The organism is Streptomyces sp. NPDC056231, from assembly GCF_048270745.1.
Taxonomy (GTDB): Bacteria; Actinomycetota; Actinomycetes; order Streptomycetales; family Streptomycetaceae; genus Streptomyces.
Genome location: NZ_JBLVKW010000001.1, coordinates 385437 through 411877, shown reverse-complemented (window position 1 = coordinate 411877; position 26441 = coordinate 385437). Strand labels below are relative to the sequence as shown.

Sequence of the window (26441 nt, the reverse complement as noted above, 5' to 3'; positions counted from 1 at the left end):
CGACGGCGAAGGGGTGGGGGATGACCCCCTGAGCGCAACGAGGCGGACCGCCATGTCTTAGCAGCCAAGATTCCGCCACGGTTTCAGGGGCCGTCTGTCCTGCCCGCCGACTGCCACGGCGGGACGTATGACCTGGTCACAGCCTTGCCCTGACTCGCTTACGACGGCGGAAGCCTGTAAGGAACAGGGCCTTACGACTGAGACAGTGGGGCGCGGTAGCGCCCCGTGGGTCTTGCTGGCTTGCTCCTGTCGGCCCCTTCCGGGGCCGCACCGTTGTTGAGCGCTGCGACTGGGGCGGCCGGTAGGCCGCCCTCTGCCGCTTCTCTCTCGCCGTTGCCCTGCCTCTGTGGGGCGCTGCCGCGCCCCTCCTTCCCTTACCGCTGGTCCTCGTGGCCTTCCTCAGTCGGCCCCGACAGGGGCCGCGCTGCACCGGAGCCAAGTAGATAAGAGAGCACGCGAACGTTTCCGCAGGTCGGGCGCGTGCTGGTATACGCCAGACGCGCTCTGACTACACGTACCGCGTGTGCTCACCGGTCCTGATGGAGTCGGCAGGGGACCGGTGCACCCTTGCCCTTCTGGAACAGGTGGGGAGGAAGGACGAGGCAGGCGGCCCCGGAGCGGGGCGACACAAGGTCCAGTTCCTTGGCGCGTGCCACCGCGTTGCGGGTGCTCTGGTCGGACAGTGGCTTGCCGTTCTTGCCCAGCAGGGTGGCCAGCCGGCCGGGCTCGAACCCTGCGTGTCCCCGCCTGTCCGCCCATCCGATGGCGGCGAAGTGCACGCGGTAGGCGAGAGGGTGTCCTGGGCTCTGCGCCATGCGCCGGTACTCGTGCTGGGAGACTGCGCCCCACGAGCGGTCATGGCCGAAGCTGATAGCCACCGGTCGCACCCCCTTCCTGAAGGGCATGGCCGCAGTCGTGCGGCTCTCCCTCGGTGAGGGGTGAGGTGCAGACCTCACAAGTCCAGACGACTTCGATCGTGATGTGCAAGGGCTGGCGACTCCTGGCGCTGGCCGAGGGCAGCGCGGAGCCGCGCCTCAGCGTTGGGTGGAAGTCGCGCAGTACCGTCCTGCGCTTCGGGATGTCCTCGACGTCCCTGCGAGCCCCTCGGGATCGCGGCCCCTCACGGAGCGGCCAGCTCTACCGCCGCTGAACGGCAGGAGCTACGGTGTCCGCTCCCAGAAGGAGCGGGAGAGTCTTCTTACCTGGAGCCGCGCCGGCCGTCAAGTCGAACACCTCCGGGGCCGGGCTGGCCAAGCTGCCCGGAGGTGTGCGTCTCCACTCGCTCGTCAGAGCCTTGCGGCGAAGTCGTCGCCCTTGATGACCAAGCGTTCGCGTGCGTCGCGGGGGATCTTCAGTCGCAGGTGTACGGATGGGGCGCGCACCCCCGTAACCTTCGTGCGGGTCACCTCGCACGTGACGCCCACGCGGCGCAGGTCCTCGGCCATGGCCTCCATACCGCCCGCTTCCCACATCTCCCGGAAGGTCTTGCCGTTGTGCACGAGGACCCAACGGTCTTGCGTGGTCTCGGGATCGATGGCGTTCAACTCTTCCGTGAGCCTGTCGAGCGTCTTCTCCGCTCGCTCGCGAGTGAACCGCGTCTTCGAGAAGCGGCCCTCTGGTTCGAGCTCCGCCATGTAGTAGGAGATGGCATCTTCGAGCCGCTTCACCTCGGCGCGCGCCTCGGCTCCCTTCGCGTACTCCCGGACCTGGACGGGGAAGTCGCCGAGGACGCGCAGCACGTCGCCCACGAGGACGTCGTACACGTCCTGCGGGTTGGGTGCGCCGAGCCCGCCGCCCTTGCACTTGCCGCAGCGCAGGTACGTGTAGCTCCGGCCGTTGCTCATGTTCTTCTGCACGGTCATGTTGGTTGAGCAGTCGACGCAGACGAGTACGCCGAGGAACTGGGTCGCTCCGCCCGCCTGCCGCGTGGGCTGGCTCTTGCCCCGGCGGTCGAGTGCCGCTTGAAGGGTCTCGAACTCCTCCTCTGTGAGGATCGGAGGGCCAACCCGTATCGGCTTCCCGTCGTTGCCGAGGACGAGCCTGCTCCGTCGCTTCCCGCCCTGCTTGTTCTCCTCGACCCGGTAGCCCATAAGTGCGGGGTTACGAAGGCGGCGAAGGAGAGTCGACGTCGTGAGCCCCGTCGACATGAGCCCGGAGCGGACGAGACAGAGGGCCATGCGTCGGGCGGAGACGCCCCGGAGCGCCATGCGCCGGGCCCAGTGCAGTGCCTTGTGTGCGCTCGGCTCGATGGCGAGCGCGGGTTTACCGTCCACCTTCGTCGTGACGTATCCGTACGTCGGCTTACCGACGAGCCACGAGTCCTGAGTGCGGGCGTAGTCCCACAGCGACGTGACGCGGGTCGACGTGTTCGCCGCCTCGATCTCCGCGATGCCGCCGATGAGTGTGACCATGATCCGGCCCACGGTCGTGCTGAGGTCGATCGCGTCGTTCTTCGACACGAGGTTCTTCCCGTACCGCTCGCACCACTCGATCATCGTGGACAGGTCCGTCATGCGACGGATGAAGCGGTCGAGCTTCCAGAAGAGCAGAGCATCGAACTCCGGGGCTCGGTTGTTGAGCCACTCCCCGAGTTCCTTCCGCTTCCACGGCGGAACCTTCGTCGCTGACACGTTGAGATCGGATGCGACACCGACGACGCGATACCCCTTCTCTCTGGCTAGGAGACGTAGGTCGAGTTCCTGTCGCACCGGCGATGTCGTGTCTTCCGTAAGTACGGACAGGCGGACGGAGAGGAGCGCGCGCGGAGCGTTCTCGGGGAGCAGAGCCTCCGCCCGCTTCAGGTCCTCCAGGAGGGCCAGGTCCGAGGCGGTCCACTCGCTCTCGATGTCGTACGTCTTCATGCTCGCGGAGCGTATCGATTAAATGTGGAGCTGTCTCCCTATGCCGCAGATGGACACCCACATCCAGATCGGGCCGACCGGCGAGAAGCTGCTTCCGCTGACGGTCGTCAAGTAGGTAACACCGGACATCACGTCGCACAGGGCGTCCTCCTTCGGGTGACAGCTCGATGACGAAGGCCCGGCCCGGGAAACCCTGGGCCGGGCCGTTCGCGTCCTGTTCCACATGGACCAGGAGAAGCGGCCCCGCGTGTACGGCAGGCATCAGGCACCCGCGCACTACGAAACCGGCGACGGCTGCCTGACCACGTTCATCAGGATTCCGGTACGGATCGTGGTGCTGGTGGTCGTCCTGCCCGTACGGATGGTCTGGGACGCGCTCGTCGCCACCGCACGGGCCGCCGACCGGGTCCTGCTGCGTCCCCTGGGACGGTCACTGGCCTGGCTGGGCAGGGTGCTCGTGGTCGACCCGCTGGTCCGGCTGTACGAGTCGGTCCTCACCCCGCTGGGGCACGGGCTGCGGTGGCTGGCCGCCGTGGTCGGGCACGGGCTGCGGTGGCTGGGCGCGGCCGTCTTCGTGTGGCCGTGGGTGGCGCTGTGGCGGTATGTCGTCGTGCCCGTCGTCCGGTACGGGATCGTCGCCCCGGTCGCGTGGTTCCACAGGGCTGTCCTCACCCCGCTCGGGCATGCGTTGCGGTGGCTGGCCGCCGTGGTCGGGCACGGGCTGAGGTGGGTGTACCGCGAAATGCTCACCCCTGCCGGACGGCGCGCCGTCACCGCGCTCCGTCTGTTGCTCACCGTGCTCTTCGTCCGGCCGGCGGCCGGCGTCCGGCGCTACCTCCTGGTGCCGCTCGCGACCGCCGTCACCTGGCTGGTGGAGCACCTGGTCGTGCTGCCGCTGGCCTGGACGTACCGGGAACTGGTCACTCCACTCGGCCACGGCGTCGCCTGGCTCGCCGCCCTGCTGGCCCGTGGTGCCGTCGCCGCCGCCCGCGGGCTCGGGGCGGCCGCCACCTGGGTCGTCATGACCCTGCTCGTCGCTCCGGTGAGCGGGCTGTACCGCCGGGTCCTTGCCCCGGTCGGCCGGGAGATCGCCGCTGCCGTCGGTGTCGCCTGGCGTATTGCCGGATTCGTCTCGAGGGCCGTCGGCCGGGCGATCTCCTGGCTGGCGTGGCATCTCATCGGCGCCCCGGCGGCCTGGGTCTACCGCACGGTGTGCACCCCGGTCGGCCATGTCGTGCGCGACGCGGTCTGGGTCCCGGCCAAGAGCGCCGCGGTCGAGGCGGGACGTGCGGCCCGCAGTGCGCTGCGCAGCGCACGCGAGACCGTGCGGCAGGCCCGCCGTGACGCATGGCGTGCACTGGTCGGCGGAGGCCCGGTCCCCGAGCCCCGGGAACCGGTGGGCCGCCTTGCGCGTACTCTGGGTAGTACAACGACTGTGCCCAGCGCGGCGCCCGAACCCGAGATCTCCCTGCGCAAGCAGGGGTGAGCCGGACCGGACACCCCCGGGCCACCCGTATTTCGAGGGCGGCGTGCTACCGCGTCCGCTCCGCACCGAGGAGAAGAACCACTGGGCAAGCGACAGCCCGAAGGCCCGCCGCCCGCACCGGCAGTGCAGCGCATCCGACTGCGCTACACCAAGCGCGGCCGCCTCCGGTTCACCAGCCACCGCGACTTTCAGCGCGCTTTCGAGCGGGCGCTGCGGCGCGCCGAGGTGCCCATGGCCTACTCGGCGGGCTTCACCCCGCACCCCAAGGTTTCGTACGCCAATGCCGCACCCACCGGCACGGGCAGCGAGGCCGAGTTCCTGGAGATCGCCCTCACCGAGCCGCGGGATCCCGACACGTTGCGCACACTGCTCGACGCGTCGCTCCCGGACGGTCTCGACATCACCGACGCGGTGGAGGCCCGGACCTCGGGTCTCGCCGACCGGCTGACCGCCTCCGTCTGGGAGATGCGGCTCGACGGGGTCCCCTTCGAGGACGCCGAGAAGGCCGTCGCCGGATTCCTCGGCGCCGAGACCGTCGAGGTCCAGCGCCGTACGAAGAACGGCATGCGGACCTTCGACGCCCGCGCGGCTGTCGCCGGTCTCGAGGCCGTCGATCCCGGCGCTGATAGGCCGGGGGACAAGCCCTGTGCGATACTGCGGCTGGTTGTTCGGCACGTGACACCTGCCGTGCGACCTGACGACGTCCTGTCCGGTCTCCGCGTTGTGGCCGACCTGGCGCCGCCGGTCCCCGCAGCGGTGACCAGGCTGGCGCAGGGGCTCTTCGACGAGGAGTCCGGCACGGTGACCGACCCGCTCGCGCCCGACCGCGAGGCAGCCCCAGCCGTGGCATCCACGGCCACCGGGACCGCTGTCGCGACGGCGCCGGAAGGTGCAGGTTCCGCGTAAGGCGGTCGTTGTAGCGCAGCCCTCGGGCTCGGGAGCCACCTGGGCCGGGCCGCGCGCTGACCCATAAGACTTTCGCCAGGCCGTACGCACATCACGGACGGAACCGGCGAGCCAGACATTCAGCTCCCGTGCGGCGCCCGCGCCCCGGACGGCGGTACCGCGTTTTGCATGCGGACCGTGTCGGACCGGAATCAGGCGCGGCGCCCGGGAGCGTGACGGGAGAACCGCCCGCATGCTCGAACCGATCGAACCCGGTACGACCGGGAACGCCGAAGAGAACAACGCCCCCGGCGACAAGCTGCCGCCGCGCCGCAGGCGCCGTGCAGCGTCCCGCCCGGCAGGTCCGCCGTCGGCGGGTGCCACGGGCGCGGAAGCCGCCGAGGCAGTCGCGCCGGCCATACCGGCCGTTGACGCCGAAGCGTCCGGCACCGTTGCCGCCGAGGCGGAGGCCGCGCCGCCGGCGCGGCCGCGTCGCCGTGCGACGCGCAAGGCCACGGCTCCGGCCGGTGCCCCGCAGGCCGCCGAGGTCGTCGAGGCCGTCGAGGCCGTCGAGGTGGAGAAGCCTGCTGAAGCCGCTGCGCCCGCCGAGGCGCCCCGTGCGCGTCGTCGGGTGACCCGCAAGGCAACCGCTCCCGCGGGTGCGCCGAAGGCCGAGGAGACCCCCGAGGCTGCTGCGCCCGCCGAGGCCGCAGAGCTCACTGAGGCCGCTCCGGCGCCGCGTGCGCGTCGCCGTGCGACGCGCAAGGCCACGGCTCCGGCCGGTGCTCCGCAGGCCGCCGAGGCCGTCGAGACCGCCGCTCCGGCCGAGGCGCCCGTCGCCGAGCCCGTCGAGGCAGCCGCCCCGCGTGGCCGTACCCGCCGCCGGGCGTCCGCTCCGGCTGGTGCCCCGCAGCCTGTGTCGGGCGGCACCACGAGCGCCGAGATCGTCGAGCCCGTGGCGGCCGCGGAGGCCGTGCAGGTCACCGAGACCGCAGAGGTTGCCGAGCCGGCTGCCCCGCGCGGTCGTCGTCGGGCCTCCCGCAAGGCCACCTCGCCCGCGGGTGCCCCGCAGGCCGCCGAGATCGTCGAGCCCGTCGCGCCGGTGGAGGCCGTGGTCGAGACCGAGGCCGCCGCACAGCCGGCCGCCGAGCCGGAGGAGGAGACCGAGGCCGCCGCGCCGCGTGGCCGTCAGCGCCGCCGGGCCACAGCCCCCGCAGGCCGGCCGGAGTTCACCGGGAACGTCGAGGAGCCCGCCCGTAAGAGCCGTCGGGCGACGCGTCCTGCCGTGGCCGTCTTCCAGGCGCCGGTCTTCGCCGAGCCGATGTTCCAGACCCCGGAGACCGCCGCTGCCGCCGCGGCCGCAGGTGCCGCGTACTACGACGAGGCCGAGGAAGAGATCGAGACGGCCGAGGAGACCCCGTCGGCCGAAGAGGTGACTCCGGCCGCCGAGGCCGCACCGCAGCCCGGTTCCCGTCGCCGTCGCCGCCGTCGTGGCGAGGCCGTCGAGGCCGAGCCGGTCGCCGACCGGGCGCCCGCCCCCGCCGCCCCGGTGGAGGAGCAGGCCGAGGAGGAGCTCGAGGCGGAGGCCGAGGGCGAAGCCGAGCACGAGGGCGAGGAGTCGGACGAGTACGGGGACCGTCCTTCGCGTCGTCGCCGTCGCGGTGGCCGTCGCCGTCGCCGCGGTGAGCCCAGTGAGGCGGACGAAGCCGTGGAGCAGCACGCCGACGAGCACGCCGCCGACACGTCCGAGGACGAGCACGAGCGCGGTCACGAGGCCGACGAGGAGGAAGAAGAGGACCACGAGGCGGCCGCCTCCGGTTCCAGCAGCAGCCGTCGCCGTCGTCGTCGCCGCCGTCGCAGTGGTGACGTGTCGCCCGAGGCCGAGTCCGGCACGGACGACCCGGAGCGCACGGTCGTCAAGGTCCGCGAGCCGCGGGAACGGCGTGGGAAGGAAGCGGCCGAGCGCGAGCCCGGCACCGGCTTCGACGAGGTCCAGTCCATCAAGGGCTCGACCCGTATGGAGGCGAAGAAGCAGCGCCGCCGTGAGGGCCGTGAGCAGGGCCGCCGCCGCGTCCCGATCATCACCGAGGCGGAGTTCCTGGCCCGCCGTGAGGCCGTCGATCGCGTGATGGTCGTCCGCCAGAACGGCGACCGCACCCAGATCGGTGTCCTCGAGGACAACGTGCTCGTCGAGCACTACGTCAACAAGGAGCAGGCCACCAGCTACGTCGGCAACGTCTACCTGGGCAAGGTGCAGAACGTACTGCCGTCCATGGAGGCCGCCTTCGTCGACATCGGCAAGGGGCGCAACGCCGTCCTGTACGCCGGTGAGGTCAACTTCGAGGCGCTCGGCATGGCCCACGGGCCGCGCCGGATCGAGACCGCGCTCAAGTCCGGCCAGTCCGTTCTCGTCCAGGTGACGAAGGACCCGATCGGCCACAAGGGTGCCCGCCTGACCAGTCAGGTCTCGCTGCCCGGCCGCTACCTGGTCTATGTGCCCGAGGGCTCCATGACCGGCATCAGCCGCAAGCTGCCCGACACCGAGCGCGCCCGGCTGAAGACCATCCTCAAGAAGATCGTCCCCGAGGACGCGGGCGTCATCGTCCGTACCGCGGCCGAGGGTGCGAGCGAGGACGAGCTGCGCCGTGATGTCGAGCGGCTGCAGCAGCAGTGGGAGGACATCCAGAAGAAGTCGAAGAGCAACGGCAGCGCCAGCGCGCCGACGCTGCTCTACGGCGAGCCGGACATGACCGTCAGGGTCGTCCGCGACATCTTCAACGAGGACTTCTCGAAGGTCATCGTCAGCGGTGACGACGCGTGGCAGACCATCCACGGTTACGTCGCGCATGTCGCCCCCGACCTGACGGACCGGTTGTCGAGGTGGACCTCCGAGGTCGACATCTTCGCGACGTACCGGATCGACGAGCAGCTGATGAAGGCGCTGGACCGGAAGGTCTGGCTGCCCAGCGGCGGTTCGCTGGTGATCGACAAGACCGAGGCGATGGTCGTCGTCGACGTCAACACCGGCAAGTTCACCGGTCAGGGCGGCAACCTCGAGGAGACCGTCACCAGGAACAACCTGGAGGCGGCCGAGGAGATCGTGCGTCAGCTGCGGCTGCGCGACCTCGGTGGCATCGTCGTCATCGACTTCATCGACATGGTCCTGGAGTCCAACCGCGACCTGGTGCTGCGGCGCCTGCTGGAGTGCCTGGGACGCGACCGTACGAAGCACCAGGTCGCCGAGGTCACCTCGCTGGGTCTGGTCCAGATGACCCGCAAGCGGGTGGGCCAGGGGCTGCTGGAGTCGTTCTCCGAGACCTGCGTTCACTGCAATGGGCGCGGCGTGATCGTGCACATGGAGCAGCCGAGCTCGATCGGTGGCGGCGGCAACGGCAAGCGGGCCAAGAAGCGCGGCCGCGGTGGTGCCGGTGAGCAGCCCGAGCACGAGCACGTCGTCGACCATGAGCATGTCGAGGTGGAGACCGAGGCCGAGGTGGCTGCGGAGGTCGCAGCCCCGGTGGCCCTCCCCGAGCCGGAGTTCGTACCGGACGAGGAGCTGTACAGCAGCCCGGCCGAGGCCGAGGCGGCTGCCTCGCGTGGCCGTGGCCGTCGGCGTGCGACCCGTAAGGCAACGGCCCCGGTCGGCGCTCCGAAGTCCGCACCGGCGCCTGCTCCGGTCGCGGAGCCGGAGCCGGTCGCCGAGGCCCAGCCGGTCGTCGAGCCCGAGCCGGTCGTCGAGGTCCCGGTGGCTGTCGAGGCCGCCGTGGCCGAGGCGCCGCAGGGCCGTACGCGCCGCCGGGCGACCCGTAAGGCCACTGCTCCGGCGGGATCGCCGGCCCCGGCCGAGCAGGTCGCGCCGGTCGAAGCGCCGCTGTCCGTCGCGGACGTGGTGGCCGAGGCCCCGGTGGCCGAGGCGCCGCAGCCGGAGGCCGCGCCGGAGGAGGTGGCCGCTCCGGCCGCCCCGCCGCGTGCCCGGCGCCGGGTGACCCGCAAGGTCACCGCTCCCGTGGGATCGCCCGCGGGTGCGGACGGCGCCGAGGTCGTCGTGGTGACCGGCTCCACCGAGCCGAAGCCCGACGCGGAGCCGGTCGCCGCCGCAGTCGGGACCACGGAGGCCGCGGAAGCCGCGGAGACCGAGGCCCCGGCGAAGAAGACGGCGCGCAAGACCGTCAAGAAGGCGACGGTCGCCAAGAAGACGGTTGCCAAGAAGACGGCTGCCAAGAAGACGACGGCCAAGAAGACCGCCGCGAAGAAGACGACGGCCAAGAAGGCGGCGAAGAAGACCGTCGCCGCGGAGCAGTCGTCGCCGGCGGGCGTCTCGGCCGACACCGAAGGCTGACCGACTGGCAGAAGGTGATCGACGAGGTGCGGTCCTCTCACGGGAGGGCCGCACCTCGTCGTTCAGGCCCTTTCCTTACCCTTAACCCGGACGAAAGCCGCTGTGAAAAGCCTGATAATGTGACGCGGCCGTGCCGGGGGAGGTCTTCCTGGAGAAGCTCTGTTCCTGGCGGTGGCCTGGCCCAGCCAGGGCGAAACAGCCGTTCATTCCCTGCGTGAACCAATTCCGTAGGGAATGGCGGATTTTGTCCGTAATGCATTAGTACACCATCGGTTATGTGCCGGGCGTAGGGGTCCCCCCCCGGACATCCGCACGCCTCGAAGCCCTCGCCGATCAAGCTCTTGTGCTGTTCAAGGAGGATGCCCATGTCGAGCGACACCCGGGGACCTGTCCCCGCTGCCCGGCCGGTGATCGGTGAGGAAGAGATCGAAGCGGTGGTGCGCGTACTGCGCAGCGGCCGCGTCGTCCAGGGGCCGGAGGTGGCCGCCTTCGAGGAGGGCTTCTCGGAGCTGGTCGACGGACGCCACTGCGTCGCCGTCAACTCCGGCACCTCCGCGCTGCACCTCCTGCTGCTCGCTCTGGGCATCGGCCCCGGCGACGAGGTCATCGTCCCGTCGTTCTCCTTCGCCGCCTCGGCCAACGCGGTCCGTCTGACCGGGGCCGACGTCGTCTTCGCCGACATCGAGCCCGGGAGCTTCGGTCTGGACCCGGCCGCCGTCGAGGCCGCCATCACTCCCCGCACCGCCGCGATCATGCCCGTTCATCTCTACGGGCACCCGGCGGCGATGGACGCGCTGATGCCGATCGCGGCCAAGCACGGCCTCGCCGTCGTCGAGGACGCCTGCCAGGCACACGCCGCGGCCCTGAACGGCACGCCCGTCGGCGCCTTCGGATCCGGCGGCACGTTCAGCTTCTACCCGACCAAGAACATGCACTCGCTAGAGGGCGGCATGATCACCACCGCCGACGCCGAGGTCGCGCGGACCCTCCGGCTGCTGCGCAACCAGGGTATGGAGCAGCGGTACGCCAACGAGATCGTCGGCGCCAACATGCGGATGACGGACGTCTCGGCCGCCGTCGGCCGCGTACAGCTCGGAAAGGTGCTCGGCTGGACCGAGCAGCGCCGGGCCAACGCCGCTTACCTCGACCGGCACATCACCGCGGCCAATGTGACGGTCCCGCCCGTCGCCGAAGGTGCACGCCACGTTTACCACCAGTACACCATCCGGGTGCATGGTGACCGGGACGCCGCCATGGCCAGACTCAGCGAGGCGGGTATCGGCAACGCCGTGTACTACCCGACCCCGATCCACCGGCTGAAGCCGTACTGGGAGCCCGACCAGAAGGCCGGCCGCGACTGGGATCTTCCGGAGACCGAGCGCGCCGCCGCCGAGGTCGTCTCGCTGCCCGTACATCCGTCGCTTTCGCCGGACGACCTGGACCGTATTGTCGCGGCCGTGAACTCGCTGGGAGAAATACAGTGACCGCAGGACTGAGAGCCGGGCTGATCGGTCTCGGCTCGATGGGCCGCCACCACGCCCGTGTGCTGGCCGGCCTGGAGAACGTGACGCTGGTCGGCGTGGTCGACCCGATGGGCGACAAGAACGGATGGGCCCAGGGCGCTCCGGTGCTGTCCACCGTCGAGGAACTGATCGCGCTCGGCATCGACTACGCCGTGGTGGCCTGCCCCACCGCGCTCCACGAGGAAGTCGGCCTGCAGCTCGCCGAGGCCGGCGTCTGCGCCCTGATCGAGAAGCCGGTCGCCGACACGGTCGAACGGGCCCGCCGTCTGGTCGAGGCCTTCGAGTCCCGTGGTCTGGTCGCCGGCGTCGGGCACATCGAGCGCTGCAACCCGGCGCTGCGCTCCCTGCGTACCCGTCTGGAGGCGGGCGAGCTGGGCGAGGTCTTCCAGGTGGTCACCCGCCGGCAGGGCCCGTTCCCGCACCGCATCGCCGACGTGGGCGTCGTCAAGGACCTCGCCACGCACGACATCGATCTGACCGGCTGGGTGACGGGCCAGAGCTATGTCTCGGTCGCGGCCCACACCGTCCACAAGAGCGGCCGGCCGCACGAGGACATGGTGTCCGTCGCCGGTCTGCTCAGCGACGGCAGCATGGCCAACCACCTCGTCAACTGGCTGAGCCCGCTCAAGGAGCGCTTCACCTCCGTCACCGGCGAGCGCGGCACCTTCATCGCCGACACCCTCACCGCCGACCTGACCTTCCACTCGAACGCCGCCGTGGCCACCGAGTGGGAGGCTCTCCAGGCCTTCCGCGGCGTCTCCGAGGGCGACATGATCCGGTACGCCATCCCCAAGCGCGAACCGCTGCTGGTCGAGCACGAGCTCTTCCGCGACGCGGTGCTCGGCGTCTCGCAGGACATTTGCACGCTGCGGGAGGGGCTTCGTACGGTCGAGGTCGCGATCGCGGTGCTCGATTCGGCCGTCGCAGGTACCACTGTCCGCCTCGACAGCAACAGCAGCGCGTAACAGCGAGTTCGTGGTTCGACCCCGACTCGGTGGCTGGGCGAGGACCGCATCCCGCTTGTCCCCGGCCCCGTCGCGAATGCGTGGGGCCGGGCACCGAACTCTGTCCCTTCCTCCGGAGGAAGCACGCATGGAATCCCCCACCCGTCGACCGCGGCTCGCGGTAATCGTCGCCAATGGCATCACCGGTGACTCGCGAGTCCAGAAGACCGCTATCGCTGCGGCCAGGGACGGCTGGGACGTCACTCTGATCGGCCGAAGCGACACCAAGCGGGTCCAGCGCTCGAAGATGGGTCCGATCGACGTGGTCCGGGTTCCGGTCCAGGCCGAGTACCTGCGTTCCGTCAACGCGCGCAGGACGCACCCGTTGCGCGGTTCGCTGACCCAGTTCCACCTCCAGGACAAGGCCGCCCTGAACCGGTACCAGGCCTCCTACCGTGCCTGGGTGCGGCAGAAGTCCGCTGAGAGCAACTGGTCGGGTGCCCCGCGCCGGGCCTCGCTGAAGGCCCTGCTGCGTGCCGGGCGTGCTGTGCACAAGTTGCGGGTCCGTGCCTTCAAGTGGGAGCAGCGTCGCACGCCCGAGCCCCTGCAGGCGGTCGGCGACTGGCAGCGCGACTGGCCACAGGTGGTCGACCTCGACCTTGCCTTCGGCCCGGTGATCGAGGATCTCAAGCCCGACGTCATCCACGCCAATGACTCCACGATGATCGTCACGGCTGCGCGCAGCGCCGCCCGACTGCGTGCGACCGGCCACCGTTGTGCCTGGCTGTACGACGCCCATGAGTATGTCAAGGGCGTGGAGTGGCCCAACCCGCGCCAGGCGTACGCGCTGCCCGCGATGGAGGCCGAGTTCATCGGCCGCGCCGACGCGGTCGTCACGGTCTCCGCGCAGCTGGCCGGGATGCTGAAGGACGACCACAAGCTCGCAGAGCTGCCGCTGGTGGTGGGTAATTCACCGGTGCGCGAAGTGATCGGTTCCGGCAGGTCCCGTCTCTCTGTGCGCGAATCGGCCGGTGTGGGGCGCGAGGTTCCGCTGCTGGTGTACTCAGGCTGGATCGGCCCCGAGCGCGGTGTGGACGTGGTCATCCAGGGGCTTGCCGAGCTGCCCGGTATACATCTCGCGTTGGTGGTCGGCCGGACGACACCGCTGCTCGAGGGGATGCTGGCGGAGGCGGAGACGCTGGGGGTACGGGACCGGATCCACCTGGTCCCCTACGTGCCGCAGCACGAGGTTGCCGACTTTCTCTCCTCGGCCGACCTGGGGCTGACGCCTTTCCGCAAGGTCCCCAACTGTGAGGTTTCGCTCCCGACCAAGGTCTCGGAGTACCTCCAGGCCGGGCTGCCGTTGGTCACCAGCGATGTCAAGGTCATCAAGGCGTACGTCGAGCAGCAGGGCCTCGGTGAGGTCTTTACCTGGGACGACCCGGCCACTTTCGTGGGTGCGGTGAACCGCGCCCTGGCGGGCCGCGAGAAGCTCGCCGGGCAGATCACCGAGGCCGTGCGCGAGGAGCTCTCCTGGGAGTACCAGAGCGCCGGACTGCTCAAGCTGTACCGCGAGCTGTCCAAGAGGACCCCGCCCGGGCCGCGGTCGGAGCCGTCCTGGACGGTCCAGGAGACTCCCGCCGCGGTGCGTGTGCGCCCCGCGGCGGACGCCGACGGCGAGATGGGCGGCGACCCGGACTGGCGCAAGCTCGGAAGCACCCGCGTCAAGCTCGGTATGGGGCCCGCCAACTACGCCGGCCAGGGAGCCGCGTACGCGCAGGCCATCACCCGTCTCGACCGGGACGTGTCGGTGGAAGTGGTGATGAACAAGCGGCCCGAGTCCATCGACTACCCGGCCGACGTGTACGTCGACGCCACCCGGCTCAGGGAGCTCGACGTCGAGTTCCAGCAGGTTCGGCGGATTGTCGGCCGCTACACCCATGTGCTCGTCGACGCCTTCATGCCGGTCTTTGGCCACCTCAACGGTGACTCGATCCTGGGTGACCTCCCAGCGCTCAAGCAGGCCAAGATCAAGGTGGCGTTGCTCTCGCACGGCAGTGACATCCGGCACCCGGCCCGACACATGGAGCGGCACGAGTTCTCGCTCTTCCACGACGCCCCGGAGGGTGTCCTGGAGAAGCTCCTGGACAAGGCCGAGCGGAACCGCCGCATTGCCGATGAGGCCGGACTGCCGGTGTACGTCACCACCCCCGACCTGCTCGACGACCTACCGGCCGCCACCTGGGCGCCGCTGGTTGTGGACGTCGCGGGCTGGGCCACTGACCGCCCCGTCATGGAGCGTAAGCGGCCCATCGTTATGCACGCCCCGTCCAAGCGCTGGACCAAGGGCACCGACCGGATCATGCCGGTCCTCACCGGGCTGCACGACAAGGGCCTGATCGACTTCCGGCTCGCCGAGGGCATCCCCTGGGCCGAGATGCAGGAGCTGGTCAAGGAGTGCGACCTGGTCCTGGACCAGTTCACCACCGGCAGCTACGGCACCTTTGCCGTCGAGTCGATGGCGGCGGGCAAGCCTGTTGTGGGCTACATCAGTGACGAGGTGAAGGCCGCCACCGGTGGGACCCTGCCGATCGTCAGCGCCACCCCCCACGATCTCCGCGAGGTGCTGGAGTCCCTGGTCGAGGACCGCGAGAAGACGGCCGAGATCGGCCGTGAGTCCGTGAAGTTCGCCCACGCGTACCACGACGGAAGCTGGACCGCCCAGGTCCTGAGCGGCTTCCTCAAGTGATGCAGGTGCCTCGAGTGACCTGCCCAGAAAGGCTGTTGATGGAAGTGCAGAGTGCCGATGCCGCCCGCACCACCAAGGGGCGCGTCGTCATGTTGGTCGACAACAAGGTCGAGGGCGACTCCCGGGTGCAGAAGGCGGCCGAGTCCGCAGCCGCGGCTGGCTGGGATGTTGTTCTGCTCGGTCTGGTCAGGTCTGGCCAGGGCCGCAGTTGGAAGCTGGGCGAGGCGGAGGTGCGGCTCCTGCCACTGAAGACGCCGCTGGCCAAGCGGCACGCCGAGCGGCACCGCTCGCTGCTGCGCCGGCCGCTCGCCTATCCGCCAGGTCCGCTCGCTGCGTACCGTCGCCAGTGGGCCAAGGCCTGGCGCGCCGATGTGGCCACCCGGCGCGCGGCGCTCAAGGTGGCCCCGCATGCCGTGGGTTCACCTCTCTTCCGCAAGACCGAGAAGGTCAGGCTTGTCGCGGCAGGCCCCGCCTCCAAGGTCATGCAGCGCTGGATCTCCTTCAGGTCCCGCCAGAGTGTCGAGGCGCAGAAGGCGGGCCGCAGGCTCAAGGGCCCGCTGGACCAGGCGTTCACCGCGTCCTGGAAGGCGGCGAAGGGTAGGCGTGCCTGGCGGCGCCTCGAACCGGCGCTGTGGGACTACGAGTTGACCTATGGCAAGGAGATCGACGCCCTCAAGCCCGACCTGATCCACGCCAACGACTTCCGGATGCTCGGAGTCGGCGCTCGCGCCACGGTGCGCGCCAGAGCCGCCGGCCGTGACGTCAAACTGGTCTGGGACGCACATGAGTTCCTGCCCGGGGTGCGCCCCTGGGAGGACAATGCGCACTGGATACCGGGTAACACCGCGCACGAGAGCGAGTTCGCCCCGTACGCCGACGCCGTCGTCACGGTCTCCGAGGGCCTCGCCGACCTGCTGCGCGAACGGCACGGGCTCAAAGCGCAGCCGACCGTCGTCCTCAACGCCCCCGACCGCCCGGCCGAGACCACGGCCGAGGACGACGCCGAGGTGCCCGACCTGCGCCAGCTGTGCGGCATCGGCCCCGATGTTCCGCTGATCGTCTACAGCGGTTCGCCCGGACCGCAGCGTGGCCTCGGCGATATGGTGGAGGCGCTGCCGAAGCTCGACGGGGTGCACATCGCCTTCGTGGTGCCGAACCCCGCCGCCGCGTACATTCAGGGTCTGATGAAGCGGGCCGAGGAATTGGGCGCGGGCGACCGTCTGCACGCCGTCCCGTACGTGCCGCACTGGCAGGTGGTCCGCTTCCTGTCGGCCGCCGACGTCGGCTGCATCCCGATCCACCACTGGCCGAACCACGAGATCGCACTGATCACGAAGTTCTTCGAGTACTCGCACGCCCGGCTGCCGCTGGTCGTCAGCGACGTGAAGACGATGTCCGAGGCTGCCCGGGCCACCGGCCAGGGCGAGGTCTTCCCGGCCGAGGACATCGACGGATTCGTTGCCGCGGTCAAGGCTGTGCTCGCCGACCCCGACCGCTACAAGGCCGCCTACGACAAGCCGGGTCTTCTCGACACCTGGACCTGGGAGGCGCAGGCCGAGGTACTCGACCAGGTGTACACGAAGCTGCTTTCCGCACGTCCGCGCATATCCGTCGACAGAGCCGCCGAGGTGACCGTGTGACCCTCAGAACCGATGTTCCTGATGTGACGGTCGTCGTGGCCGTGTACAACACCATGCCCTACCTCACCGAGTGCCTCAATTCGCTCATAGGGCAGTCCATCGGTACGGACCGCCTTGAGGTCGTGGCGGTCGACGACGGTTCGACGGACGACAGCGGCGCCGAACTCGACCGGTTCGCCGAGCGCTACCCGAACGTCGTCAAGGTGGTCCACCAGCCCAACTCCGGTGGCCCGGCAGCGCCGAGCAACCGCGCGCTGGAGCTGGCCACCGGCCGGTACGTCTACTTCATCGGCTCCGACGACTACCTCGGCGAGGAAGCGCTGGAGCGGATGGTCGCCTGCGCCGACCGGAACGAGTCGGACGTCGTGGTCGGCAAGATGGTCGGCACCAACGGCCGGTACGTGCGCCAGACGCTCTACAAGGCCAACGACCCGGACGTCAGCCTCTACGGGCGGGAGCTGCCGTTCGCGCTGGCCAACACCAAGCTCTTCCGCCGCGAGCTGGTGGAGAAGTACCAGCTGCGCTTCCCGGAGGACCTGCCGGTCGGCAGCGACCAGCCGTTCACCATCGAGGCCTGCTACCGCGCCCGCAGGATATCGGTGGTCGCCGACTACACCTGCTACTACGCGGTGAAGCGCGGCGACGCCAGCAACATCACCTATCGCGCCGATCACCTGGCGCGGCTGCGCTGCACCGCGGCGATCATGGACCACGCGGCCGGGCTGATCGAAGCCGGTCCGAACCGGGACGCCCTCCTCAAACGCCACTTCACCTGGGAGCTGTCCAAGCTCATCCAGGACGACTTCCCGGCGCTCGACGAGGAGACCCGGCGCGAGGTCTGCGCGGGCATCGCGCGGCTGGCGGACAGCTACCTGACGGACGGGCTGAGCGACTCGCTGCCCGTCAAGCTGCGGGCCAGGCTCCGGCTGGCCCAGAGCGGTGCCACGGACACGCTCTGCCGTGCCATCACCGAAGAGACCGAGCACGGCGCACCGCCGTTCCACCTGGAAGACGGCCGCGCGTTCGCGCGGTACCCCGGCTTCCGCGACGCCGGTGCGGAGCTTCCGGACCGCTGCTTCGAGCTGGTCGGCGAGCGCGTCCCGGGGCGGCTCGCGAACAAGACCGAGCTGATCGAGTCCGGCTGGGCACAGGACGGCGACGAACTGTCCTTCACCGCCACGATACGAATAGGCGTCGTCGGCGACATCGGCTCCGCCGTCGTACGCCTCGCCGAAGGCGCCATGCCCGGCAGCGCCGACAAGGCGCGCGCCCAGCGGCTGCCCGATGACAAGCAACTGCCCCCGGCGCCGGGGGAGTTCCTCCGGGAGGTCGCGGCCGACGGCAACGCCACCGTGCTGTATGCCCGGATCCCGCTGGAGCCGCGCAACTCCAAGCGCGGGGTGCGCGTCTACGTCGACGTGGCCGGATCGACGTACGAGATCCCCGTGCGGGCCGACGGCCGCCCGATGCCGCTGGCGCGGCAGTGGCACAGTGGGGAAGAGCCGTACCGGGCCGCGGCACGTCCCAACAGCAAGGGGCGCGTGGTGGTCGGCACCCGCCCGCTCAACCCGCCCAAGGCATCGCTGGGATCGCGGCTACGAGCCCGGCTGACCGGCGCCAAGTTCTCCAAGAGGAAGTAACCCCCCATGAACATCTGCGTAGTAGCCCTCGGCAAGATCGGCCTACCCCTGGCCGTGCAGTTCGCCGCCAAGGGCCACCGGGTGATCGGCGCCGACGTCAACGAGAAGGTCGTCGAGCTGGTCAACGCCGGGGTCGAGCCGTTTCCCGGCGAGCACGACCTCGACGTCAAGCTCAAGGAGACCGTCGGGGCCGGGCTGCTCTCCGCAACGACGGACACCACTGCGGCGGTCGCGCAGTCGGATGCCGTCGTGGTCGTCGTGCCGCTGTTCGTGGACGCCGACGGCGTGCCGGACTTCGGCTGGATGGACGCGGCGACCAGGGCGATCGCGGCCGGTCTGCGACCGGGCACGCTCGTCTCGTACGAGACCACGCTCCCCGTCGGCACCACCCGCGATCGATGGGCGCCGATGCTGGCCGAGCACTCGGGCCTGACCGCGGGGGACGACTTCCACCTGGTCTTCTCCCCCGAGCGGGTACTCACCGGCCGTGTCTTCGCCGACCTGCGCCGCTACCCGAAGCTGGTCGGCGGCATCGACGAGGCGTCCACACGGCGGGGTGTGGAGTTCTACGAGCAGGTGCTCGACTTCGACGTGCGCGAGGACCTGCCGCGCCCCAACGGCGTATGGGAACTTGGCACTTCGGAGGCTTCCGAAATGGCCAAGCTCGCCGAGACGACGTACCGCGATGTCAACATCGGCCTGGCGAACCAGTTCGCCCGCTTCGCCGACAAGACCGGCATCGACGTCAAGAAGGTCATCGAGGCCTGCAACTCGCAGCCGTACAGCCACATCCACCAGCCCGGGATCGCTGTCGGCGGCCACTGCATTCCGATTTATCCGCGGATGTACCTGTGGAACGACCCGGAGGCGACCGTCGTGCGCGCGGCGCGCGAAGCCAACGCCGCGATGCCGTCGTACGCCGTGGATCTCCTTGCGGCGGCCTACGGTGACCTGGACGGTGTGAAGGTGCTCGTCCTGGGCGCGGCCTACCGTGGCAACGTCAAGGAGACGGCCTTCTCCGGCGTCTACGGGACGGTCGAGGCGTTGAAGGCCCGCGGCGCGGTGCCGTACGTCTCCGACCCGCTGTACACGGCCGAGGAGCTGACCGCCCACGGCCTGCCGCCGCACGCCGGCGAGACCGTCACCGCCGCGATCCTGCAGGCAGACCACGCCGAGTACCACGAGCTGGCCGCCGCCGACCTGCCGGACGTGCGCGTCCTGGTCGACGGCCGCCGCGCGACGGACCCGGCTCGTTGGGAAGGCGTCCGCCGCGTCGTCATCGGCGGCTGATCTCCGGACGCAACTGCTGTTCGCAGCGCGAAGGGGCCCCGCCGCACGGCGAGGCCCCTTCGTCGTCTGCGAGAACTCCAGCCCGCAGGGACGCCGGGCGGGCGATCAACTATCGGACAGCTCTGGCGGATTGGTGGATTCCCGGGTCAGGGCCGCGCGCAGCCAGTTCTGCGAAGGGCGCTCCACGAATCGGTGCACCAGCCAGGCCAGCGCGATCAGGGCGGCCGTGGTTACTCCCAGCGTCGGCCAGGCGCCCAGGTGCCCGAACAGCTTGCGGATCATGGCCCAGCCCAGCTCCTCGTGGAGGAGATAGAGCGGGTAGACCAGGGCGCCTGCGGTGGACAGCCACTTCCAGTTGATCCAGTTCACCTTGCGCAGCGCCACGGCCAGCACCAGCAGGTAGAAGACGGTGACCAGGGCCAGTGCGAGGTACGGGTCCCGGTCCATGCCCTTGTTGTGGCGCAAGTTGTCGGCGTGTTCGACCAGGTCGCTCTGCATCACCAGCCAGCTCGCGCCCAGCAGCCCCCACAGCTTCAGATCGGGTCCGAAACGGTACATCAGATACATCGCGATGCCGGCCACGAACAGCGCGGTGTTCAGCGGCTGGGCGAAGATCCCGAGCAGCGGCACGTCCTTGTCCTGCTGGACCAGGACGCTCGCCAGCAGCCACACCCAGCAGAAGACCGAGACGCGCTGGTAGTCGACGCCCTTCCAGAGCACCACCAGGAAGATCAGGTAGAAGGTGAGCTCGACCCAGAGCGTCCAGTAGGCACCCACCAGGTGCTGCGCGCTGAGCGGCACCTGGAACATCGTGAGGTTGGTCAGCGAGTCACTGATACTGGGCGCGGTGCGCTGGCCGTCAGGCAGCACGCGCCAGACCAGGAAAGCGAGAACGATCGAGAACCAGTAGGCGGGGAATAGCCGCAGGAAGCGGGCGCGTACGAACTGCCCGGGTGTGCGGTTCCAGGCCGAGAGGCAGATGACGAAGCCACTGATGATGAAGAAGAGCTGGACTCCGTACGAACCGTACGACGTGACCGGGAAGAGCCAGGGGAACAACTCCTTAGGGTTCACGCCCCAGTTGGCCTTTGTCGCCGCGTCGACACCGGTGAAGTGGAAGAGCAGGACGGACAGCGCCGCCAGGACGCGCAGGGCATCCAGTGCGTAGAGCCGGGGTGTGGCCCGCTTCTTGGGCGACTGCATTCCACTTGCGCCGAGTGCATCCAGGTGGCCGGGGACCTGAACGTCGGTCTGGGGCATGTCGGCCTCACTTGTAGGGCACCGGTAAATCCGGTCATCTTATGCGTCCGGTTGGATGTGCCGGACAAGGAGGGGACCGCTAGCCCGTCCCCGCACGGCACGGAGTTGACGCGTTACGGATTCACTTCACCTCCTACGGACGGAGCGCCTCCTCGACTTCACGCCCGCTGAGCAGGCACCGCTCCACGTGGGGGCCTGCTCGCAGTGCTTGAAGAGCAGGGCGAGGAAGTTTGCGTTGTTGCTGTACGTGGCGAGCAACCGCACTGGTCGGCCGGGACGGCGGAGTGACAGCCGGGCGCTTGCGGCCGCGCAACTTGCGCAGGGCAACGTGTGGCGGTGCTTTTACGGAGCGGCACGGCGAACTGGGCGGGGGCATCGGAGGGGGTACGACTCCGTCCAAATGCGGGACGCGGTGGAAGGCGAGCAGCGGCGCTTCGGTGAGCGGGCCAACTCCACTCACGCCAACCACGGCGCACCCGTGGAACGCACCTTCGTCGCCCTCGAGCGATGGCGAGTCCTGAATACCGCCCGCATCGCGTTGGAAGCCGCCGGCCCGGCGCAGCCCCGCCAACGCGACCTCGACGGCCAGAGCACGTTCCGAGGACACCGGACGGCCCCCACCGCGCTCTTCCTGCCCCGTCCCGCTCCTGTGCCTAGAGACGCCCAACCGTGCCGTTCCCACGCCCTCCTGGTGCGCAGCCCAGAACGCTTCCACGGCCTGCTGGTCATAGCGGTCGACCCGGTCGATGGTGACCGCTCCGGGTGCCGGCGCTCCTCAGGCTGGTCGTGGCGCAGCGCGTATCAATGGGCGACCATGGATCTTCCCGCGCCGGTGTGACAGGTGCTCTAGCACGAGTCGTGACCGTCCGCCCAACGACCACGCGGCCCGCCGGGACTTCTCTCGCGTGGGGAAGTGCGATCTGGGCGGAAGGCGCAGGAAGGGTGCGGATGTGTTCCGGTCAAAGTGGAGGCCGGGCTTTGTGTGCCCATTCGGCAGTGCCGTGAAGCGGTACGTTGCCCAGCCTCTGCCGCCCTGGATGAGGGTGGGTTGCCAGCGGAAGTTGTTGAAGGCGATGCCGTTGGTCAGGGATGTGGTGCCGCTCTGGTCATATTGTCGTGATCGCTGCACGGATAGAGCGTTTTACAGACAGATGGCTGGCCAGCGCCCTTGACCTGATAGCTGCGGCTGTAGGCGCGTTGAACAGTTCCGTGATCGCCGTCGCGCTCTACCACCTCGGCGCAGTCGTGCGGCAGAGAGAAGGCCTTCGGGCATCATCCGCTGATGGGTTTCGTCGACCGCGGCAGCGGCGGCACCGGGGAATCGGTCGCCGGCCTGCTTCGGCCCGGGAACGCGGGCAGCAACACCGTGACCGACCAAATCACCACCGCTCAACCGGCCCTGACCCAAGTGCCGAAGAGGTATCCGCGTGGACGGCGGACATTGATTCGTACGGATTCCGGCGGTAGGAGGCATGAGTTCGTGGCCTGGCTCGCCCAGCGCGGCTGGCGGCTGTCGTACTCGGTCGGAATGACCATCGCCGACGCCATCCACACCGCCGTCCTGAAGGTCCCGGTCACCGCTTGGACGGCGGCCGTCGAGCCCCGCGGCGAGGTCCGCGACGGCGCGTGGGTCGCTGAGCTGTGCGGAGACTTCCTGACGGGCTGGCCGAAGGGAATGCGGCTGATCGTCCGCAAGGAACGGCCGCATCCCGGCGCCCAGTTGCGCATTGTCGACGACCACCGGATCACCTGCTTTGCCACCAACACCACCGGCACCCCGATCGCCGCCCTCGAACTGCGACACCGCCGGAGCGCCCGGGCCGAGGACCGCATCCGGACCGCCCGTACTGCTGGGCTACGCAACCTGCCCTTGCATGACACCGCGCAGAACCAGATCTTGCTGGAGATCGTCCAGCTCGCCCTGTATCTGATGGCCTGGATGGCCGATGCTCGCCCTCACCGGCCAAGCCCAGCTGGGAGCCCCGCCGGCTCAGGCTCTGTCTGTTCTCCGCCGCTGCATACCTCGTCACCACGGCCCGCTGCCGACACCTCAGATTCGCCTGCCACTGGCCCTGGATCGACGTGATCACCGACGCCCTGGCACGGCTCGAAGCTCTCCCGAAGGTTGGCTGACCAGCGCGTTCCCGTCCCAGCGAGCAGCATCATCCCACCGGAGCCGTGGAACCGGGCGTCCACCCGACGCGAGAGCCGGGCCATCAGCCTGGCCACCACCGGCCCGAACAACCGAAACAGGCCGCCGAGGAAACCGACGGCCCGTCACGAAAGATAGAGGCTGGTCGTGCACCACGCCGTTAGCTCAGTCCTCGCGCTACGAGTCGCGCTCGGTCAACACCCCAGCCTTCTCCTCGTATACCGCTCCCGTCTGCGGGCACTCCCACACGCCCGGCTCGTCCGCGGACTCCACCAGCTTCACACCGGCGCGGCCGACCCAGCCGACCTGCCGGGCCGGAACACCGACGACGAGCGCGAAGTCGGGCACGTCCTTGGTCACCACGGCGCCGGCCGCCACCATGGCCCAGCGGCCGATCCGGACCGGGGCCACCGCGACGGAACGCGCGCCCAGCGAGGCGCCTTCGGCGATCTTCACGCCGACGGCCTCCCAGTCACCGCCGCGCTTCTGCTTGCCGTCCGGGTCGACCGAACGCGGGTTGTGGTCGTTGGTGAGCACCACAGCCGGGCCGATGAAGACGCCGTCGGCGAGTTCGGCCGGCTCGTACACCAGCGCATAGTTCTGGATCTTGACGTTGTCGCCGATCCGAACGCCCGTACCGACGTACGCGCCGCGCCCGACCACACAGCCCTCGCCGAGCCGGGCCTGTTCGCGGATCTGGGCAAGCTCCCAGACGCTGCTGCCGGCGCCGATCTCGGCGGTCTCGTCGACCTGGGCGGTGGGCTGGACTCTGTAGTTCACTGCGCGTCTGCCTTTCGGAGTGGGGCCTCGACCGGCGAGCTTACGTTGCGGTCCGTGCCCAGCAGCAGGCGGTCGTAGTCGCTCCGCACGGTCTCCCAGTCCCAGGTCGAGAGGGCGTATCGGGACGCCTCGCGCCCGGCCTCGGCCCGGATCTCCTCGGACGCTGTGACGGCGAGGATGCGCTCGGCGGCCTGCTGCGGGGTGGTGACGATCCAGTCCTCGGGGAAGAGGGTCCGCGTGCCGTGCGGACGGCCGGCCACGAAGGGCCAGTCCCGGACGACCGGCACGGCACCGGCCGCCGCTCCCTCCATCAGGCCGACGTGACAGCCCTCACGGACGGAGCTGCTGAGGATCACGCCCACTCCAGTGAGCACGCCGGGTACGTCGTCGGTCGGCCCGAGTCTGCGCACGGCACCTGTGGGCTCCAGCTTGGCGAGATCCTTCTCCAGGGTTTCGTGATAGGCGGCGGCCGCCGGGCTGGGTGCCGGATCGATTCCGCCGCCGACCATCAGCAGGCGGTAGCGCTCGTCCCGGGCCCGAAGGAGCCTGAGCACCTCTAGCGCCCAGCGCGGGTCCTTGGCGATCTGACCGATGCCTATCAGGCCCACGGTGAACCGCGCGTCGTCGCTCTTGGGACGGTCGAACCGCCGCAGGTCCAGGGCGTTGTGCAGGAAGTGGAGGCGTGGTGCGTCGGTAGCGAGCAGCCGGGGAACGGCGGCGGTGGTCAACTCCCGCATGTGTTCCGCGATGAACACGACATCGTCGACCCGGGAGAAGTCCATGATGTGCGGCCAGTACGTGAACGACTCGTACTTGTGGAGCCGGACGACGATCCGGGTGCTCCCCGGATCGACCAAGGTCATGAACGCGGCGGCCGTGGAGCACCACTCGACGAAGACGGTGTCCGCCCAGTCCAGATGGGGGCGCAGCGCCGCTTCGACCTCGGCTGCGTACGCGGCCTGGGTCCCGAGCGGCAGCTCGATCATCCGCCGCAGGCCCTTGGCCAGCGGCGCGAGTACCGGATCGGCCGCCAGGTCCAGCGTGCGGAGCTCGACACCGGGGTGGTCCGCGTAACGCTCGGTGAGCAGGCCCAGGAAGTTGGCGTTGGCCCGGTTCACCACGAGCAGACGCAGCGGGCGGTCGGCCGGGGGTGCGGCGGGGGGTGTTTTTCGGCCGCGGGGTGCCGCCACCGCGCGGGCGGTGGTGCTGGCGCGCAGCCGGGCGGTGAATCCGGCCGGGTCGTCCGACAGGGGTGAGTGGAGCCGGTCGACGTGCGGAACCCGGTGAAAAGCCAGCAGCAGGGCCCGGGTGAGAGCCTCGGCGGCCTCCTTCTTGCGGCCCGCCTTGAACCTGGAGTCCGCGTACGTCAGCTCGGCTCCGTACGCCTGGACGAGATGGCGGGGGACCAGCCCCCGGGACAGCTGCGCGTCGGCCGCCGCGGCGAGCAGGTCCGCCTTGAGCCTGCGGTCACGGACCCGGTGGGCGGTGACGCCCAGGATGCGCTCGGCCAGCAACGGCCGGTCGGTGCGAGCCATGCGCGCGGTCGCCCGACGGGCGACCTTGGCCAGGAATTCATCGGGGATCTGTGGTGTCGACACGTTGTGGCTCCACGGTTGGGTCAGGAACTCGGACCGTACGGCCTATCGGGAACCGGCGAAAGCCCTGAACGCCCTCCGAGATCAGGGAAATCCCCAGTGTTACCGGAACCCACATGAGCACTCCGAGCCGATCCGCCTCCTGGACCAGCGGATGAGCCGCGATCTGAGCGACGCCGGTCAGTGCCACCGCACACGCGAGCGGGCCGAGGATGCCGCCGCGACGGATCAGCACCCAGAGCGAGACGACCAGGGCCACCAGGAAGAACGGCATCGCGGCCTGCTCTGCGAACCAGTGGCTCCAGTACTGCAGATTGAGGTCGGTCAGCCGGGCCCACGGGTCGGGCACGTCCGGCGAGCGGAAATGCCGAGTGAAGGTGTCCTGGAGCGTGACCTCGGAGGAAGGCAGACCGAGCAGGTTCATGGCCAGCTGCACGACGACGGCGCATCCGGTGGCCGCACCGGCGAGGAGGAGATCGTGCCGGGAGCGGCGCAGGAGCCAGGAGACGAGCGCGGCGACCGCGATCAGGGCGGCCAGCAGCAGAGCCGTCGAGTAGCGCGTCACCGCGCACGCGGCAAGGGCGCCGGTGAACAGCAGCACACCGGACAGCCGCCTTCCGCGCGCCATCAGGACACCACCCCACACCGCCCCGAGCGCACAGACCGTGACCAGGCCCTCGCTCAGTGCCTGCAGGCTCCACCAGCCGAGTGGCGAGACGAGAAAGGCGATCTGCCCGACGACGGCCGGCACGTGGCCGAGACCGGCGCTCCGCAGCAGTCCGCGCACCATCAGGGAACCGGCCAGGGCCAGTACGAGGCCCAAGGCGCGCATCCCGTCCAGCACGCCGAGAGCGCCGATGAAAGGAGCGGCGAGCATCGGATACCCGGGCCGGGTCGAGAAGATCGACTGATAGCGGCCGTCCGCCGTGGTGATGTCGGTGGCGTTCGACCACCGGGCCAGGCAGGCGGCGGAGCCCGATGCCACGGCGTCGGCCGCGTCGGCGGAATCGGCCAGCGGATCCAGGGACCTGGTCTCCGCGGCCGCGTCGGCGCGACTCGTGCAGAACGCCTTGAGCGCGATCTGGTGCGCCTCCTCGCGCGTGGCGCCGAGCTGCTGCTCCGCGGCGCGTGCGTAACGGTACGAGTCCGGGAAAAGGGTCCACGAGGAACCGGCGGTCAGCTGCGCCAGCGCGTAGACGGAACAGACCAGAAGGGGCAGCAGCCAGGTGCGGCCGAGCAGGGCGGAGCGCAGCATCTACGGCCTCGAAAATACGAAAGAATGATCAAAACCGACAAA

General features: G+C 69.8%; 16 protein-coding genes and 1 pseudogene. 11 read left to right on the top strand and 6 right to left on the bottom strand.

The window, feature by feature from the left end:
* Positions 1-527: 527 nt before the first annotated feature.
* Positions 528-878 carry a hypothetical protein gene (locus tag ACNPQM_RS01815; RefSeq protein WP_418082546.1) on the bottom strand — a complete coding sequence of 117 codons (351 nt, stop codon included), beginning with the start codon at positions 876-878 and terminating at the stop codon, positions 528-530.
* Positions 879-1286: 408 nt separating this feature from the next.
* Positions 1287-2861, bottom strand: coding sequence for a recombinase family protein (locus ACNPQM_RS01810; RefSeq protein ID WP_418082544.1), 1575 nt, complete (start codon positions 2859-2861; stop codon positions 1287-1289).
* Between the two features lie 223 nt (positions 2862-3084).
* Here ACNPQM_RS01810 and ACNPQM_RS01805 point away from each other — a divergent pair, with 223 nt between their 5' ends.
* The 9 genes from ACNPQM_RS01805 to ACNPQM_RS01765 all read left to right on the top strand — a co-directional run bounded on the left by ACNPQM_RS01805 (position 3085) and on the right by ACNPQM_RS01765 (position 19357).
* On the top strand, positions 3085-4347 hold the full coding sequence (locus ACNPQM_RS01805) for a hypothetical protein (protein WP_418082542.1): 1263 nt from the start codon (positions 3085-3087) through the stop codon (positions 4345-4347).
* 123 nt (positions 4348-4470) lie between these two features.
* On the top strand, positions 4471-5253 hold the full coding sequence (locus tag ACNPQM_RS01800) for a TIGR03936 family radical SAM-associated protein (protein ID WP_418082540.1): 783 nt from the start codon (positions 4471-4473) through the stop codon (positions 5251-5253).
* A 232-nt stretch (positions 5254-5485) separates the two neighbouring features.
* Entirely contained in the window at positions 5486-9571 is a 4086-nt protein-coding gene (locus ACNPQM_RS01795) for an Rne/Rng family ribonuclease (RefSeq protein WP_418082538.1), read from the top strand.
* 365 nt (positions 9572-9936) lie between these two features.
* A complete protein-coding gene (locus tag ACNPQM_RS01790) occupies positions 9937-11055 on the top strand; it encodes a DegT/DnrJ/EryC1/StrS family aminotransferase (RefSeq protein ID WP_418082537.1) in 1119 nt (372 codons plus the stop codon).
* Entirely contained in the window at positions 11052-12059 is a 1008-nt protein-coding gene (locus tag ACNPQM_RS01785; protein WP_418082536.1) for a Gfo/Idh/MocA family protein, read from the top strand. The genes ACNPQM_RS01790 and ACNPQM_RS01785 overlap by 4 nt, the downstream gene beginning before the upstream one ends.
* A gap of 127 nt (positions 12060-12186) precedes the next feature.
* Positions 12187-14787, top strand: a complete 2601-nt coding sequence (locus ACNPQM_RS01780; protein ID WP_418082535.1) for a glycosyltransferase family 4 protein — start codon at positions 12187-12189, stop codon at positions 14785-14787.
* A 38-nt stretch (positions 14788-14825) separates the two neighbouring features.
* Complete coding sequence (locus ACNPQM_RS01775; protein ID WP_418082534.1) at positions 14826-16427, top strand: glycosyltransferase family 4 protein; 1602 nt, start codon at positions 14826-14828, stop codon at positions 16425-16427.
* Positions 16424-18067: a glycosyltransferase family 2 protein gene (locus ACNPQM_RS01770; RefSeq protein ID WP_418082533.1), complete on the top strand. Its 1644-nt coding sequence runs from the start codon at positions 16424-16426 to the stop codon at positions 18065-18067. The genes ACNPQM_RS01775 and ACNPQM_RS01770 overlap by 4 nt, the downstream gene beginning before the upstream one ends.
* Before the next feature lie 6 nt (positions 18068-18073).
* Positions 18074-19357 carry a nucleotide sugar dehydrogenase gene (locus ACNPQM_RS01765; RefSeq protein ID WP_418082532.1) on the top strand — a complete coding sequence of 428 codons (1284 nt, stop codon included), beginning with the start codon at positions 18074-18076 and terminating at the stop codon, positions 19355-19357.
* 105 nt (positions 19358-19462) lie between these two features.
* Here the strand turns inward: ACNPQM_RS01765 and ACNPQM_RS01760 are convergent, their stop codons facing one another.
* On the bottom strand, positions 19463-20617 hold the full coding sequence (locus tag ACNPQM_RS01760) for an acyltransferase family protein (protein ID WP_418082531.1): 1155 nt from the start codon (positions 20615-20617) through the stop codon (positions 19463-19465).
* Between the two features lie 400 nt (positions 20618-21017).
* Between ACNPQM_RS01760 and ACNPQM_RS01755 the strand changes: the two genes are divergently transcribed.
* Positions 21018-21455, top strand: a complete 438-nt coding sequence (locus tag ACNPQM_RS01755) for a hypothetical protein (RefSeq protein WP_418082530.1) — start codon at positions 21018-21020, stop codon at positions 21453-21455.
* Positions 21456-21872: 417 nt separating this feature from the next.
* Positions 21873-22750: pseudogene (locus ACNPQM_RS01750) on the top strand (IS1380 family transposase); the annotation flags it as partial.
* Positions 22751-22946: 196 nt separating this feature from the next.
* On the opposite strand, the gene ACNPQM_RS01745 reads toward ACNPQM_RS01750, so the two are convergent.
* The 3 genes from ACNPQM_RS01745 to ACNPQM_RS01735 are packed head-to-tail and all read right to left on the bottom strand — an operon-like array spanning position 22947 to position 26399.
* A complete protein-coding gene (locus tag ACNPQM_RS01745) occupies positions 22947-23549 on the bottom strand; it encodes an acyltransferase (protein WP_418082529.1) in 603 nt (200 codons plus the stop codon).
* Positions 23546-25147, bottom strand: a complete 1602-nt coding sequence (locus tag ACNPQM_RS01740) for a glycosyltransferase (RefSeq protein ID WP_418082528.1) — start codon at positions 25145-25147, stop codon at positions 23546-23548. Before ACNPQM_RS01740 ends, ACNPQM_RS01745 begins: the two co-directional genes overlap by 4 nt.
* The gene (locus tag ACNPQM_RS01735) at positions 25122-26399 is read right to left on the bottom strand and encodes a hypothetical protein (RefSeq protein WP_418082527.1); all 1278 of its coding nucleotides are present in this window, start codon (positions 26397-26399) and stop codon (positions 25122-25124) included. The genes ACNPQM_RS01740 and ACNPQM_RS01735 overlap by 26 nt, the downstream gene beginning before the upstream one ends.
* Positions 26400-26441: the final 42 nt, after the last annotated feature.